The organism is Massilia genomosp. 1 (genome assembly GCF_011682185.1).
In the GTDB taxonomy this organism is placed as follows: Bacteria; Pseudomonadota; Gammaproteobacteria; order Burkholderiales; family Burkholderiaceae_D; genus Telluria_A; species Telluria_A rubra.
This window is the reverse complement of the sequence record NZ_WHJF01000064.1, coordinates 1-13,782: the sequence shown is the minus strand read 5'-3', so window position 1 is coordinate 13,782 and position 13,782 is coordinate 1. Positions and strand designations below refer to the sequence as shown.

General features: G+C 63.4%; 16 protein-coding genes and 1 tRNA gene. 9 read left to right on the top strand and 8 right to left on the bottom strand.

Translation table 11 applies throughout. The features are described 5' to 3' along the window. Window positions 1–99 precede the first annotated feature (99 nt). The 6 genes from fdxA to F1735_RS21545 all read left to right on the top strand — a co-directional run bounded on the left by fdxA (window position 100) and on the right by F1735_RS21545 (window position 5,228). On the top strand, window positions 100–423 hold the full coding sequence (fdxA, locus tag F1735_RS21570; RefSeq protein ID WP_166879954.1) for a ferredoxin FdxA: 324 nt from the start codon (window positions 100–102) through the stop codon (window positions 421–423). Window positions 424–582: 159 nt separating this feature from the next. Then, a complete protein-coding gene (locus F1735_RS21565; protein WP_187364318.1) occupies window positions 583–1,680 on the top strand; it encodes an NAD(P)/FAD-dependent oxidoreductase in 1,098 nt (365 codons plus the stop codon). Window positions 1,681–1,943: 263 nt separating this feature from the next. After that, window positions 1,944–3,179: a polyhydroxyalkanoate depolymerase gene (locus F1735_RS21560; protein ID WP_167238862.1), complete on the top strand. Its 1,236-nt coding sequence runs from the start codon at window positions 1,944–1,946 to the stop codon at window positions 3,177–3,179. Window positions 3,180–3,333: 154 nt separating this feature from the next. Then, on the top strand, window positions 3,334–4,008 hold the full coding sequence (gene rsxB / locus F1735_RS21555) for an electron transport complex subunit RsxB (protein WP_167238861.1): 675 nt from the start codon (window positions 3,334–3,336) through the stop codon (window positions 4,006–4,008). Window position 4,009: 1 nt separating this feature from the next. Next, window positions 4,010–4,657 carry an endonuclease III gene (gene nth, locus F1735_RS21550; RefSeq protein WP_167238860.1) on the top strand — a complete coding sequence of 216 codons (648 nt, stop codon included), beginning with the start codon at window positions 4,010–4,012 and terminating at the stop codon, window positions 4,655–4,657. A 34-nt stretch (window positions 4,658–4,691) separates the two neighbouring features. Beyond that, window positions 4,692–5,228, top strand: coding sequence for an O-acetyl-ADP-ribose deacetylase (locus F1735_RS21545; protein WP_167238859.1), 537 nt, complete (start codon window positions 4,692–4,694; stop codon window positions 5,226–5,228). Between the two features lie 8 nt (window positions 5,229–5,236). On the opposite strand, the gene F1735_RS21540 is transcribed toward F1735_RS21545, so the two are convergent. From F1735_RS21540 to rplU, 7 genes are all read right to left on the bottom strand, one after another. After that, window positions 5,237–6,313, bottom strand: coding sequence for a DUF4272 domain-containing protein (locus F1735_RS21540; RefSeq protein ID WP_167238858.1), 1,077 nt, complete (start codon window positions 6,311–6,313; stop codon window positions 5,237–5,239). A 104-nt stretch (window positions 6,314–6,417) separates the two neighbouring features. Beyond that, window positions 6,418–7,347 (bottom strand): hypothetical protein, encoded by a 930-nt coding sequence (locus F1735_RS21535; RefSeq protein WP_167238857.1) that lies wholly within the window; start codon window positions 7,345–7,347, stop codon window positions 6,418–6,420. Window positions 7,348–7,383: 36 nt separating this feature from the next. Further along, complete coding sequence (gene proB, locus F1735_RS21530) at window positions 7,384–8,502, bottom strand: glutamate 5-kinase (RefSeq protein WP_167238856.1); 1,119 nt, start codon at window positions 8,500–8,502, stop codon at window positions 7,384–7,386. Between the two features lie 16 nt (window positions 8,503–8,518). Beyond that, complete coding sequence (locus tag F1735_RS21525; RefSeq protein WP_167238855.1) at window positions 8,519–8,896, bottom strand: hypothetical protein; 378 nt, start codon at window positions 8,894–8,896, stop codon at window positions 8,519–8,521. A 13-nt stretch (window positions 8,897–8,909) separates the two neighbouring features. Beyond that, on the bottom strand, window positions 8,910–10,019 hold the full coding sequence (gene obgE, locus F1735_RS21520; RefSeq protein WP_167238854.1) for a GTPase ObgE: 1,110 nt from the start codon (window positions 10,017–10,019) through the stop codon (window positions 8,910–8,912). A gap of 102 nt (window positions 10,020–10,121) precedes the next feature. Further along, on the bottom strand, window positions 10,122–10,406 hold the full coding sequence (gene rpmA, locus F1735_RS21515; protein WP_166879937.1) for a 50S ribosomal protein L27: 285 nt from the start codon (window positions 10,404–10,406) through the stop codon (window positions 10,122–10,124). A 71-nt stretch (window positions 10,407–10,477) separates the two neighbouring features. Next, window positions 10,478–10,789, bottom strand: coding sequence for a 50S ribosomal protein L21 (gene rplU, locus F1735_RS21510; protein WP_054268134.1), 312 nt, complete (start codon window positions 10,787–10,789; stop codon window positions 10,478–10,480). Window positions 10,790–11,040: 251 nt separating this feature from the next. Between rplU and ispB the strand changes: the two genes are divergently transcribed. The 3 genes from ispB to F1735_RS21495 all read left to right on the top strand — a co-directional run bounded on the left by ispB (window position 11,041) and on the right by F1735_RS21495 (window position 13,451). Then, entirely contained in the window at window positions 11,041–12,030 is a 990-nt protein-coding gene (gene ispB / locus F1735_RS21505; RefSeq protein ID WP_167238853.1) for an octaprenyl diphosphate synthase, read from the top strand. Between the two features lie 38 nt (window positions 12,031–12,068). Then, window positions 12,069–12,145, top strand: a tRNA-Pro gene (locus F1735_RS21500). 358 nt (window positions 12,146–12,503) lie between these two features. Next, window positions 12,504–13,451 (top strand): alpha/beta hydrolase family protein, encoded by a 948-nt coding sequence (locus F1735_RS21495; RefSeq protein ID WP_222853048.1) that lies wholly within the window; start codon window positions 12,504–12,506, stop codon window positions 13,449–13,451. Window positions 13,452–13,521: 70 nt separating this feature from the next. On the opposite strand, the gene F1735_RS21490 is transcribed toward F1735_RS21495, so the two are convergent. Next, the coding region (locus F1735_RS21490) for a zinc ribbon domain-containing protein (RefSeq protein WP_167238852.1) at window positions 13,522–13,782 on the bottom strand (261 nt) is incomplete at its 5' end.

Here is a 13,782-nt window from a genome sequence, read left to right as displayed (position 1 = left end):
TGTGGGAACAAGCGAATTGCCTTAAAATACAGTGCTTTGCTATGGTTGGCGTTAGCCCTGCCACCGGCCCGCAGCACCCTTTTCACTGATAGGACTGTTATGACCCACGTTGTCACCGAATCGTGCATCAGCTGTCGTTACACCGATTGCGTCGATGTATGCCCGGTAGATTGTTTCCGGGAAGGCCCGAATTTTCTGACGATCGATCCGGACGAGTGCATCGATTGCGCTGTGTGCGTGGCCGAATGTCCCGTCAACGCCATCTTCGCGGAAGAAGATGTGCCGGCCGACCAGCAGCAGTTCATCAAGATCAACGTTGAACTGGCGCGCGCCTGGCCGTCCATCACCAAGACCAAGCCGGCCCTGCCCGACGCGGAACAGTGGAAAGACGTCCAGAACAAGATCGATCAGCTGATCCGTTAAGCCAGCCAGCAGCCCCGCCGGACCGCCCACGCGGCCCGGCGCCAGGGTTCGCGCCAGCAAGATCGTCTTCATCGTGGCACACTGTCGGCCATTCGCAGCAACGCCCGATGCAGCACTGCAAGCTGCAAGCCCACCCCAAAATCAACAGGAAGTAAGCGCATGACTATCATCGCCAACCATGAAGCAGGCAGCGTCGCTGCCAATAGTTCCTTTGCCGGCGCCATCGAGTCCGATGCCGTGATCATCGGCGCAGGCCCGGTCGGATTGTTCCAGGTGTTCGAGCTCGGCTTGCTGGAAATTAAGGCCCATGTGATCGATTCGCTGCCGGCCGTGGGCGGGCAGTGCGTGGAACTGTATCCCGACAAGCCGATCTACGATATTCCGGCCGTGCCGGTATGCACCGGCCAGGAACTGACCGACAACCTGCTCAAGCAGATCGAGCCGTTCGAGCCGACCTTCCACCTGAACCAGGAAGTGACCGTGGTGCAGCGCCGTGAAGACGGCCGCTTCAACGTTGAAACCTCGACCGGCACCCGGTTCATCACCAAGACCATCTTCATCGCGGCCGGCGTCGGTTCGTTCCAGGCGCGCACGATCAAGGTCGACGGCATCGAAGCGTTCGAGGGCACCCAGGTGCATTACCGGGTCAAGGATCCAAGCCAGTTCGAAGGCAAGAACCTGATCATTTGCGGCGGCGGCGACTCGGCGCTGGACTGGGCCCTCAATTTCGTGGGCAAGGCCGAATCGGTCGTGCTGCTGCACCGCCGCGAAGACTTCCGCGCCGCGCCGGCATCGGTGGCGAAGATGAAGGCGCTGTGCGAAGCGTATGAAATGCAGTTGATCATTGGCCAGGTGACCGGTTTCGATGAAAAAGACGGCAAGCTGAGCGAAGTCAAGGTGACCGGCGCCGACGGCGTGACCCGCCGCGTACCGCTCGACATGCTGCTGGTGTTCTTCGGCCTGTCGCCGAAACTCGGCCCGATCGCCGAATGGGGCCTGGACATCGAGCGCCGCCAGCTCAAGGTGCAGAACACCGAGAAGTTCGAAACCAACGTGCCGGGCATTTTCGCGGTAGGCGACATCAACACCTATCCGGGCAAGAAGAAGCTGATCTTGTCGGGCTTCCACGAAGCGGCGCTGGCTGCCTTCGGCGCCGCGCCGTACATCTTCCCGGACAAAAAGATCCACATGCAGTACACGACGACCTCGCCGAAACTGCACAAGATTTTGGGTGTCGAGACGCCGACCTTCGATTAAGCGCCGTCCCCGTCGTTCGCGCCACAACAATGCCCCGCTCAGCCGGGGCATTTTTCATGCTGCGTTAAGTAGCTCATAAACGAAACGCGCCGTTGTGTGTTAAAACGGTGTACCAAACACGCTTGGCTTGCCTGAAACTGACAGCCGCGTTCAATTTCCAACAAGAACGCAAAATTGCAGTCACTCCTTTCAAATGACCTATAATTAATCAGCACCCCTTACGCAAACGATTGCAAGGCAACGATTACAACGAAGGAATATGTATGCTTTACCAATTGCACGAGATGCAACGCTCATTCCTGACGCCACTGATGCAGTGGGCCGACGCCTCATCCAAACTTTTTTCCAATCCGGTGTCCCCGTTCGCGCACACGCCGTTCGCGCAGCGTATCGCCGCTGGCTACGAGCTGATGTACCGACTCGGCAAGGATTACGAAAAGCCGGCGTTCGACATCACATCGACCGTCATCGACGGCGAAACGGTCGGCATCGTGGAGCAGGTCGTCCAGACCCGCCCGTTCTGCCGCCTGCTGCACTTTAAAAAAGACCTGAACGACAAGGCGATTGAAAAGCTGGCCCAGCCGAAAGTGCTGCTGGTCGCGCCGCTGTCGGGCCACCATTCGACCCTGCTGCGCGATACCGTGCGCGGGCTGCTGACCGGCCACGACGTGTACGTCACCGACTGGACCGATGCGCGCATGGTGCCGCTGACCGAAGGCGCGTTCCACCTGGACGACTATATCTACTACGTGCAGGATTTCATCCGCCTGCTGGCACCCGATCTGCATGTCATTTCAGTGTGCCAGCCGACCGTGCCGGTGCTGGCGGCGATCTCGCTGATGGCCACGGCCAAGGATCCGCTGCTGCCGAAAACCATGACCATGATGGGCGGCCCGATCGACCCGAGCAAGTCGCCCACCGCGGTCAACGACCTGGCCATCGAAAAGCCGTTCTCGTGGTTCGAAAACACGGTGATCTACGCGGTGCCGGCCAACTATCCGGGCTTCGGGCGCAAGGTGTATCCGGGCTTCCTGCAGCACGCCGGATTCATCGCCATGAACCCCGGCCGCCACGCGCAGAGCCACCGCGAGTTCTACAACCACCTGGTGGCGGGCGACGACGAACCGGCCGAAGGCCATCGCCAGTTCTACAACGAGTACAACGCGGTGCTCGACATGCCGGCCGAGTACTACCTCGACACCATCAAGACGGTGTTCCAGGAACACCGCCTGCCGAAGGGCACATGGACCGTCGGCGGCAATCTGGTGCGTCCGCAGGACATCACCACGGTGGCGCTGTTTACGGTCGAAGGCGAGTTGGACGACATCTCCGGCGCCGGCCAGACCCAGGCCGCGCACGATCTGTGCAGCGGCATCCCGGCCGACATGCAGCAGGATTTCGTGGCGCCGAAATGCGGCCACTATGGCATCTTCTCGGGCCGTCGCTGGCGCGAGGTGATTTGCCCGAAGATCGGCGAATTCATCCAGAAGCACGGCTGATTTTCCCTTCCCTTCCAAAAATGCCGCACGCGGGTCACGTCCCGTGTGCGGCATTTTTTTCGTCCGTGGCGGCGCGCCGCGCGGCGCCTCGCGCGCTGAGGATGGCGGGCGGCGACTATAATGTCGCTTTCCCACCCGCTTGCCGCCCGCCGCCGTGACCAAGACCCTGGCCGACCACATCGAAGACCTGCTGCCGCAGACCCAATGCACCAAATGCGGCTACCCCGCCTGCCGCCCGTACGCCGAAGCGATCGCCGACGGCACGGCCGACATCAACCAGTGCCCGCCGGGCGGCATCGAGGGCGTAGCGCGCCTGGCCGCGCTGTTGGGACGCAAGGTCATCCCGATCAATCCGGCCAACGGCGTGGAGCGTCCGCGCCCGGTGGCGTTCATCGATGAAGCGCTGTGCATCGGCTGCACCCTGTGCATCCAGGCCTGCCCGGTGGACGCGATCATGGGCGCGGCCAAGCAGATGCACACGATCCTGCCGAGCCTGTGTACCGGCTGCGACCTGTGCGTGGCGCCCTGCCCGGTCGACTGCATCAGCATGATGGCGGTGACGGGCGAGCGCACCGGCTGGGCCGCGTGGTCGCAGGAGCAGGCCGACGCGGCGCGCGAGCGGCACGACTTGCGTAGCGCGCGCCTGCAGCGCGAACGCGAGGAAAACGATGCGCGCCTGGCCGCCAAGGCCGTCGCAAAGATGCAGGAAGTGACGGCGCAGCCGACCAACACGCCCGACGAAGTCGCCGAGAAGGAGCGCAAGCGCGCCATCATCGCCGCCGCCATGGAGCGCGCACGCCAGAAGGCGGCGCCGCCTCCGGAAAAATGACATGAATCCAGCTAAACGTTTTGACATTTTCAGCCGCCTGCGCGCGGCCAATCCGCACCCGACCACGGAACTGGACTACACCACGCCGTTCGAACTGTTGATCGCCGTGCTGCTGTCGGCCCAGGCGACCGACGTGGGCGTGAACAAGGCCACGCGCCTGTTGTACCCGGTGGCCAATACGCCGGCGGCCATCCTGGCGCTGGGGATCGACGAACTCAAATCCTACATCCAGACCATCGGCCTGTATCACACCAAGGCCAAGAACGTCATGGCGACGTGCCAGATGCTGATCGAGCTGCACGGCGGCGAAGTGCCGCATTCGCGCGAGGCGCTCGAAGCGCTGCCGGGAGTGGGACGCAAGACCGCCAACGTGGTGCTCAACACGGCCTTTGGCGACCCGACGATTGCGGTCGACACGCATATTTTCCGGGTGTCGAACCGGACCGGCATCGCGCCGGGCAAGGATGTGGTGGTGGTCGAGCAAAAGCTGCTCAAATTCGTGCCCAAGGAGTTTTTGCAGGATGCGCACCACTGGCTGATTTTGCACGGGCGCTACACCTGCATCGCGCGCAAACCCCTGTGCTGGAACTGCATGATCGCCGACCTGTGCGAGTACAAGGCAAAGACGCCGGCGCCGGCGGTGAAGTAGGCCCCGGGTCGGGCGCGCTTTTTTGGAGAATCTTATGACAGGCGAAGTGCATCATCAACATGGCGCGCTGCTGCGCGCGCTACGCGCCGACATCACCACCTTGCAGGTCGACGCCATCGTCAACGCCGCCAACTCGTCCCTGCTTGGCGGCGGCGGGGTCGATGGCGCGATCCACCGCGCGGCCGGGCCGGAGCTGGTGCATGAATGCCGCCTGCTCGGCGGCTGCAAGACCGGCGAGGCCAAGGCCACCAAGGCGTATCGCCTCCCGGCCACATGCATCATCCACACGGTCGGCCCGGTCTGGCGCGGAGGCGGCCACGATGAAGCGGCGCTGCTGGCGAGCTGCTACCGGCGCGCGATCGGCATCGCCGCCGCGCGCGCGCTGGCGTCGATCGCCTTCCCGGCGATCAGCACCGGCATTTACGGCTACCCGCCGGCACTTGCCGCCAACGTAGCGGTAGCGACCGTACGAGAAGCGCTGTTGACGGCGCCAAGCTTGCGCGAGATCGTTTTCTGCTGTTTTTCCGGCGCCGACCTGGCACTCTACGAAGCCGAACTCCTCAAGCACTAGCCGTCAGGTCAGGTCGGCGTATCGACGAAGTCCCAGTCGGCGTGCTGGAAGCGCACCAGCCAGTTGAGGGCGTGGTGGCGTTCCATGACCACGTCCGGGTCCGCCCCGAACTCGGCGCCGGTCTTTTTCAGGCGGATCTGGCGGATATTCCAGTGCAGGCGGTAGGTCTGGTCGAGCGCGTCGACAATCTGGCCCGCGTCGCGCAGTTGCGGCCCGCGCATCTCGATCTGGCGCGCCACCGCGGCGGACGTGTCGCACGGCGCATCGGGATACGGCAGCTGGTCGACCATGCCCAGCGCCCACTGCAGCACGTACAAGCTCTCGTAACGCCACAGGAACTGCGCGCATTCGTGCTCGGACGGCGTCTCCAGCGCCAGGAAGGCGCGTTCGGCCGCCGACAGGCTGTCGTCCGCCAGCGGCATTTTATCGAGCAAGGTGGCGACCGGCATCGGCTCGCCGGCAGCGACCGATTCGGCGCGCAGGGCGACCAGCAGCAAGGCGCGCGCGCGGCCGATGACTTCGTCGCGCTCGCGCAGGGTCAGTTCTTCTTCGCACACCAGCGGCGGCAGGCTGTCGGGCACCGTGATGCCGCGCGCGGCCAGCATCGCTTCGGTGGCGCTCTTGCGCGTCCACGCCTGCGCCGGATACGGCACGCTGGCGTCGGTGACGGCCTGGCCGTCGGCGACGTTGATCAGCACATGGCCGTCGGGATCGCGCACGTGGCCATCGGGCGTAAACAGCAGCGCGTTCGCAGCGCGCGCCCACGCGTGCAGCTCGGGCAGCGCGTCGTCGGCCACCTCCATGCTCAGGTGATGCCGGACCCGCTGCATGTGCAGGATGACGTGGTATTTATCGCGCGTCATCGCTTCCGTGCCGCGACTGAACACATAGCCGCAGAAGCCGTGCAGGTGAACCAGCAGTTCGCCATCGGACAGGTCGCGCCGCCCTTGCAGTTGGTGGGCGAAGGCCGGCTGCGCGATCGTGTGGCGCGTGCAGTAGACGTTGTACAACGTGGTCGCGCCGGTCGGCGCGGCCGGAACCACGGCTTGCGGGCGGGCGAAGATACGCTTGAGTGAATTGATCATGGGGCTCGGTGGAACGATGGCGAAATTGCCATCATACCGGCGCGGCGCGATTTTCGGCAGGATCATTGCGCCGTGTACCCGCCCGCCAGGCAAACGCCGGCTTGCTAGTCTTCGATGGTCAGCACGTTGCCGCTGTCGTCGACGGTGGCGGCGACGCTGTTCTCGACCATCTGCCCGGCCGCGTTCTTGCCCCGGAAAGTGGTCCGCACGCTCATGCCGGCGCCGGTATCGAGCTTGCTCGTTTCCACATGCTGGTAGCTGGCCGGGTTCATCATGGTGCGCTTGAGTTCGGCCTGCAGCTTGAGATGCGCGCCGCTGCGCTGGTCGAACTGGCGCGCCAGCATGGCCTCGCGACCGTTGGCGGCGCTGGCGCGCCCGGTCTCGGCCTGTTCGCGCGCGCCGGTTTCCTTCAGTTCGGCGTCGAGCGCGGCCACCCTGGCGGCGTAGCGCGCAGTCGAAGGATCGAGCGTCGCCAGGCGCTGGTACAGGGCCAGGCGCTGGCGCAGCGGCACCGCCGCCTCGTCCTTGAGGCCCGCTTCGGTGTCGATGACGTCAATCGACACGCGCAGTTTGTCGAGGTCCGCATCGGGGGTGCGGGCGGCGTGCTTGTCGATCAGCGCGCGTGCCTCGGTCAGCGCGCCGCGATCGCGCCTGGCCGCAATGTCGGCCAGGATGGCCGGTTTCGCGGCCAGAAAGCGCGCATGTTCGCCGGCACGCGCCTTGGCCAGGGCCTGGACCTTGTCGTTCTCGCGCCGGGCGTCGCGCGCCTCCATCACGTCGATGTTTTCCGACATGCCGACCCAGGCCTGGGCGATGAACAGCAGGACGAAGGCGATGCCCATGGCGCGCCCATGCAGGTTCAAGCCGGTCCGCTCGATGATCCAGCGGCTCGATGGCGGCGCGCACACCAGCATGCCGGTCAGGGTCACGAAAAACAGCACAACGCTGTAGGTAATGGCGTAGTAGAGGATCCCGAAGAGCAGGAACACCAGCACCCCGACCCAGCCCAGGAACTTGAAGAAAAACGCTTTCATGGCGGCCCCGGCGCAATCAGTCGAAGCTGGCCGGGATCAGAGCAGGACCAGGTTGTCGCGGTGGATCAGCTCCGGGCCTTCGAGGAAACCGAGCAGCTTTTCGATCTCGGACGAGGGCTTGCGCAGGATGCGGCGCGCTTCGCCGCTGGTGTAGTTCGACAGCCCGCGCGCCACCTCGGCGCCGTCTTCGGACAGGCAGGTGATGACGGCGCCGCGTCCGAACTCGCCGCGCACTTCGATCACGCCGATCGGCAGCAGCGACTTGCCTTCTTTCGACAGCTTTTGCACCGCGCCGGCGTCCAGCACCACCTTGCCGGCGGTGTGCAGATGGTCGGCCATCCACTGCTTGCGCGCGGTCAGGCGCCCGGTCTGGGCGCGCAGCTCGGTGCCGATCGCTTCACCGGCGGCCAGGCGCGTAAGCACGTCGCTGTCGCGGCCCCAGGCGATGATGGTGTGCGCGCCCGAGCCGGCGGCGCGCCTGGCGGCCAGGATCTTGGTCAGCATGCCGCCGCGCCCGATGCTGCTGCCGGCGCCGCCGGCCATCGCTTCGAGCGCCGGGTCGCCCGCCTTGCCATGGGCGATCAGCACCGCTGCCGGGTCCTTGCGCGGGTCGGCGCTGTACAGGCCCTGCTGGTCGGTGAGGATGACCAGGGCGTCGGCTTCGATCAGGTTGGCCACCAGCGCACCCAGGGTGTCGTTGTCGCCGAACTTGATTTCGTCGGTGACGACGGTATCGTTCTCGTTGATGATCGGGACCACGCCCAGGCGCAGCAAGGTGGTGAGCGTGGAGCGCGCGTTCAGGTAGCGTTCGCGGTCGGCCAGGTCGGCGTGGGTGAGCAGCACCTGGGCCGTGCCCAGACCGTGCGCGCGAAAGCTGGTTTCGTAGATCTGCGCCAGGCCCATCTGGCCGACGGCGGCGCAGGCCTGCAGTTCGTGGATGTCGGTCGGGCGCTTCTCGAAGCCGAGGCGCAGCATGCCTTCGGCGATGGCGCCGGAGCTGACCATCACGACTTCTTTGCCGAGGGCGCGCAAGGCGGCGATTTGCGCGGCCCAGCGCGCGATGGCGGCGTGATCGAGCCCGCGCCCGTCGTTGGTGACGAGGGAGGAGCCGACTTTGATGATGATGCGGGTGGCGCTCTGGATGACGGAATTCATGGGGCAGCGGCTCTTATCAGCGCGGGCGCAAGGCAAGCAGCAGGAGGCCTGCCGCCAGTTCGATCCCGCAAACGACTAACAATAATCCCTGGGGCAGGCCGATGGCGAAGGCCGCTGCAAAGCGGCCGGCCGGCTGCGCCAGGAGGAACAATGCGGTGATGTCGCCGAGGACAGGCTGGTCGGCCCGCCTTGCTGCCAGCAGCCCCAGGAACGCTTGTGCGAACCTGAGACCGACATAGACGGCGAAGAACTGGCTGTAGCCGTTCACGCCGACGAGAAACACGCCCATGGCGGTCGCCACCCGGTCCGGGTTCATCATGGCCGCCAGGGCGGACAGTGAACTGGCCAGGGCGACCAGATTCAGAAGCTGCGCGCGCAGCCTCTGTTTGAGCATGGGTACTGCCAACTTAGTCGAGGATCTTGAAGCGCGGATCGTCCGGATCGATCGACGCAATGCCGCGTGCTTCTTCGGTCATCTGCGTTTCTTCGGCGCGGTGCTCGCTCTTCTTGATGGTCTCGAGGTGCAGGTAGATGGCGTTGACCAGCTCCGGGCAGCCTTCGTGGCTCAGGGCCGAGATTTCGAACACAGGACCCTTCCAGGCCATGCGCTTGACGAAATCCTTGACCAGCTTCTTGCGGTCTTCTTCCGGCACCACATCGAGCTTGTTCAAGACGAACCAGCGCGGCTTGTCGACCAGCGACTCGTCGTACTTTTCGAGTTCCTTGATCAGGGCCTTGGCTTCCTTGACCGGATCGACATTGGTCTCGAACGGGGCCATGTCCACGATGTGCAGCAACAGGCCGGTACGCTGCAGGTGGCGCAGGAACTGGTGGCCGAGGCCGGCGCCTTCGGAAGCGCCTTCGATCAAGCCGGGAATGTCGGCGATGACGAAGCTCTTCTCGTGCGACACGCGCACCACGCCCAGGTTCGGGTGCAAGGTGGTGAACGGGTAGTCGGCGATCTTCGGCTTGGCGTTCGAGACGGCCGTGATGAAGGTCGACTTGCCGGCATTCGGCATGCCCAACAGGCCCACGTCGGCCAGCACCTTCAGTTCCAGGCGCAGCTCGCGCCGTTCGCCTTCCTTGCCCTCGGTCTTTTGACGCGGAGCGCGGTTGGTGGAGGACTTGAAGTGGATATTGCCCCAGCCGCCCTCGCCGCCCTTGGCCAGCAGTTCGGTCTGGCCGTGTTCGGTCAGGTCGGCGATGATCTCGCCGTTGTTGTTATCGACGATCAAGGTGCCGACCGGCATGCGCATATGGATGTCTTCCGCGCCCTTGCCATAGCAATCGGCGCCGCGGCCTGGTTCGCCGTCCCGGCCCTTGTGCATCTTGGAGTAACGGAAGTCGACCAGGGTGTTGATGTTGCGGTCCGCAACGGCCCAGATAGAGCCACCCTTGCCGCCGTCGCCGCCGTCCGGGCCGCCGAAAGGCCGGAATTTCTCGCGACAGAACGATGCGCAGCCATTGCCGCCGTCGCCGGCGATGACCTCGATTTTTGCTTCGTCGATAAACTTCATATTTTGTGCCGCCCTAAAACTAAAAAGGCTCTACCGTGGGCAGAGCCTTTCAATGGAAGGCTTGCGCCTTACAAATGTGCGCCATGACAGCGCGGATACAACTTACGCTGCGACTGCTGCTGGAGCTGCGTCGTTAGCAACAACGGTAACGAACTGCTTCGAGCCTGCGCCCTTGACCACGAACTTCACCTTGCCGTCGACCAGCGCGAACAAGGTGTGATCCTTGCCGGTGCCGACGTTTTCGCCTGCGCGCACCGGGGTGCCGCGCTGACGGATGATGATGCCGCCGGCATTGATGGTCTGGCCGCCGTAGACTTTAACGCCGAGGCGCTTTGATTCTGAGTCACGGCCGTTGCGCGTTGTGCCGCCGCCTTTTTTGTGTGCCATTTAAATACTCCTGGATAGCTGGTTAACTTTGGACTGATCTAGCCGGGCGCTTGCGCGCCTGGCACACGGAATTAACCGTTGATCGAAACGATTTGAATTTCGGTGAAATTCTGGCGATGGCCCTGATGCTTTTGGTAGTGCTTACGACGACGCATCTTGAAAATCTTCACTTTATCGTGACGACCGTGTGCCACAACAGTTACCAGTACCGTTGCACCTTCGACCAATGGCGCACCAAACTTGATGGTGTCGCCCGCGCCTACTGCGAGAACTTGATCGATGGTGAGTTCGGAACCAATGTCTGCCGGTATCTGTTCTACTTTAAGTTTTTCGCCAGCGACAACTTTGTATTGTTTGCCACCGGTTTTTATGACCGCGTACATGATAGGAAACCTCATCAAATGTTAAAAAATTCCCTGGCCGGAGCCGGGGGAACCGCAGATTATACATGGATTGGTTTTTTTCGTCAAAAGACATGCACAGGGCCACATGTTCGTGGTATGTCGGCAACGACGTGGCGCGACGCGGACACACGCCGGGCGCTGCCGGCGGGCGGGCGTAACCGTAGAGCATAGGGCGGAAACAGGCGGCTTGTCGTATAATCGCCGCACCTAATGTCCATTGCAGGTTCGCCTTGTCCGCCGCCATCTTACACGCACAACAAAATTCCATAGCCCAATCGATCGCTCCGGACATGGAGGCAGTCAACACGGTGATCCGCGCGCGCCTGCATTCCGAGGTCAGCCTGGTCAACCAGATCGCCGAATACATCATCAGCGCCGGGGGCAAGCGCATCCGGCCCGTGCTGGTGTTGCTGGTGGCTAACGCCTATGCTTACCAGGGCACGGCCCACCATGAGCTGGCCGCCGTGGTCGAATTCATCCACACCGCCACCCTGCTGCACGACGACGTGGTCGACGAATCGTCGATGCGGCGCGGGCGCCAGACCGCCAACGCGCTGTTCGGCAATGCCGCTTCGGTGCTGGTGGGCGACTTCTTGTACTCGCGCTCGTTCCAGATGATGGTTGGCCTGAACAATATGCGCGTGATGCAGATCTTGTCGGACGCGACCAATGTGATTGCCGAAGGCGAAGTGCTGCAACTGCTCAATATGCACGATCCGGATGTGACGCAGGAAAGCTATCTGAAAGTCATCCGCTCCAAGACCGCCAAGCTGTTCGAGGCGGCGGCGGAACTGGGCGCGCTCATTTCCGGCGCCAACGATGAGCAGATCAGTGCGGCCGGCGAATACGGCCGCTCGCTGGGCACGGCCTTCCAGTTGATCGACGACGTGCTCGACTACGCGGGCGACGCCAGCGAAATCGGCAAGAACGTCGGCGACGACCTGCGCGAAGGCAAGCCGACCCTGCCGCTGATCTGGCTGATGGAAAACGGCACGCCCGAGCAGCGCGAGCTGGTGCGCAATTGCATCGAGCAAGGCGACGAGCAGCATTTCGACGCAATCCTGGCGGCGGTGACCAGCAGCGGCGCGCTCGACTTCACGCGGCGCGAGGCCGACATTGCGGCCAAGCGGGCGGCGGATGCCATCGCCGGGCTCCCGGAGAGTTTGTACAAGCAAAGCCTGCTGCAACTGTGTACCTTCGCAGTTGACAGGAACCACTGACGCTATTAATTTATCAGGTGTGAGATCTGACCACCCGTCGGGGTGTGGCTCAGCCTGGTAGAGCGCTGCGTTCGGGACGCAGAGGCCGGAGGTTCGAATCCTCTCACCCCGACCAGAAATCGCCGCGCCAATCAAGCACCGGTAAAGCCCCAGCGATGGGGCTTTTTCATTTCCGTGCCATTGGTGACCAGCTATCGCCTTCTGACGTACGGCGACGTACACTCGGCTCCTCGCTCGCGCGACAACAGCGCGTCAATTCTTCCAGCTGGGTTTTGTCCCGCCCATCATCTGCGATAATAGTCAGCTCCGAATCCGGAAAGTCAGCAGCCTCGGCGTCTGAACCCCGCCACTGTTTGAAAAACTCGCGGAAGGATATGGACCGACTACCAGCACCTCCGCTACAAAGAAATTTTGACCTGACAAGTCGCTGAAGTACCTGCCGACGCCATAACGTCGCTACGAAAGGATGGACCATGAATTTCCCCCGTTTACCCGCGCTGTTGCTGCTGGTGTCGACCGCTGTCGGCGCCCACTCGCACGCGCTCGCGCAGACCCCATCCGCGCGCGCGGCCAACGCCGCCGACACATCCATGCTGGCCGACGCCCGCAAAGGTTTTCGCACCACCCCGATCCGCAAGGCGCGCGCGCAAGAGCCCATCCCCGCGCCGCCCGCCGGTATTTTCAAGCTCGTGCGTTACGATGCCGCCCCCGGCAAACTCGGCGCTTACCTCACACCCGATCCGAAGGATGGGAAAAAGCATCCGGCCATCGTCTGGATGACCGGCGGCGACTCCAACACCATTGGCGATGTCTGGTCGCCGAATCCAGTCAACAACGACCAAAGCGCGAGCGCTTTCCGCAAGGCTGGTATCGTGATGATGTTCCCGTCTCTACGCGGCGGCAACGATAATCCCGGCGAACACGAAGGTTTCCTCGGCGAAGTCGACGACGTGCTCGCCGCCGCAGCCTACCTGGCCAAACAACCCTACGTCGACCCGGACCGGATTTACCTGGGCGGGCACAGTACCGGCGGCACCCTGGCGCTGCTCACCGCCGAGATCTCGCCGCGCTTTCGCGCTGTCTTCGCTTTCGGCCCGGTCGGCGAGATCGATGGCTACGGTGGCCGCTTTACCAGCTTCAATCCCGCCGATCCGCGCGAAGCCTTACTGCGCTCGCCGGCGCGCTGGCTGGCATCGGTGCGCTCGCCTGTGTTTGTCATCGAAGGCGCGACCGGCAACGTCGATTCGCTGCTCGCCATGCGCAGCGCGACGAGCAACCCGCACATCCGTTTCATTCCGGTCAAGGGCGCGGACCACTTCAGCGTACTGGCGCCTGCAAACCGCGTAATCGCACAGAAAATCCTGCACGACAGCGGTGCGCTCACCAACATCACCTTGTCGGCCCCGGAAATCACGCCCTGAGCGGGCGCGCTAACGTCACCCCGCCCAAAGACTATGCGGCATGGGAGCGCCTGTTGACATCCTCCCCTCCCTACAGGAAGGGGATTCCTACGGCGCCGCGTGATGATCTACGGTTCGCTTCGGTGGGTTCCTGCTTCATCGAGCGGCCTGACTGCGCCGACTCTCCACAGGCTAAGACGCGATGTCCTCGCGCTAAAACATTCGTCGCGCCGACCACATCGGCGTGATTTTCGTAGCCACAATCGACGCACAGAAACGACGCCTGAGTCTGCCGATTGTCTTTTGAGACGTGGCCGCAAGCCGGGCACGTCTGGCTGGTGTGCTGCGCTGG

What these genes read in the sequence shown, in the direction of transcription:
- nth (WP_167238860.1), top strand. Translation starts at nt 4,010, where the DNA reads ATGAATCCAGCTAAACGTTTTGACATTTTCAGCCGCCTGCGCGCGGCC.
- F1735_RS21495 (WP_222853048.1), top strand. Translation starts at nt 12,504, where the DNA reads ATGAATTTCCCCCGTTTACCCGCGCTGTTGCTGCTGGTGTCGACCGCT.
- obgE (WP_167238854.1), bottom strand. Translation starts at nt 10,019, where the DNA reads ATGAAGTTTATCGACGAAGCAAAAATCGAGGTCATCGCCGGCGACGGC.
- F1735_RS21545 (WP_167238859.1), top strand. Translation starts at nt 4,692, where the DNA reads ATGACAGGCGAAGTGCATCATCAACATGGCGCGCTGCTGCGCGCGCTA.
- rplU (WP_054268134.1), bottom strand. Translation starts at nt 10,789, where the DNA reads ATGTACGCGGTCATAAAAACCGGTGGCAAACAATACAAAGTTGTCGCT.
- fdxA (WP_166879954.1), top strand. Translation starts at nt 100, where the DNA reads ATGACCCACGTTGTCACCGAATCGTGCATCAGCTGTCGTTACACCGAT.
- F1735_RS21535 (WP_167238857.1), bottom strand. Translation starts at nt 7,347, where the DNA reads ATGAAAGCGTTTTTCTTCAAGTTCCTGGGCTGGGTCGGGGTGCTGGTG.
- F1735_RS21525 (WP_167238855.1), bottom strand. Translation starts at nt 8,896, where the DNA reads ATGCTCAAACAGAGGCTGCGCGCGCAGCTTCTGAATCTGGTCGCCCTG.
- F1735_RS21565 (WP_187364318.1), top strand. Translation starts at nt 583, where the DNA reads ATGACTATCATCGCCAACCATGAAGCAGGCAGCGTCGCTGCCAATAGT.
- rpmA (WP_166879937.1), bottom strand. Translation starts at nt 10,406, where the DNA reads ATGGCACACAAAAAAGGCGGCGGCACAACGCGCAACGGCCGTGACTCA.
- proB (WP_167238856.1), bottom strand. Translation starts at nt 8,502, where the DNA reads ATGAATTCCGTCATCCAGAGCGCCACCCGCATCATCATCAAAGTCGGC.
- F1735_RS21540 (WP_167238858.1), bottom strand. Translation starts at nt 6,313, where the DNA reads ATGATCAATTCACTCAAGCGTATCTTCGCCCGCCCGCAAGCCGTGGTT.
- F1735_RS21560 (WP_167238862.1), top strand. Translation starts at nt 1,944, where the DNA reads ATGCTTTACCAATTGCACGAGATGCAACGCTCATTCCTGACGCCACTG.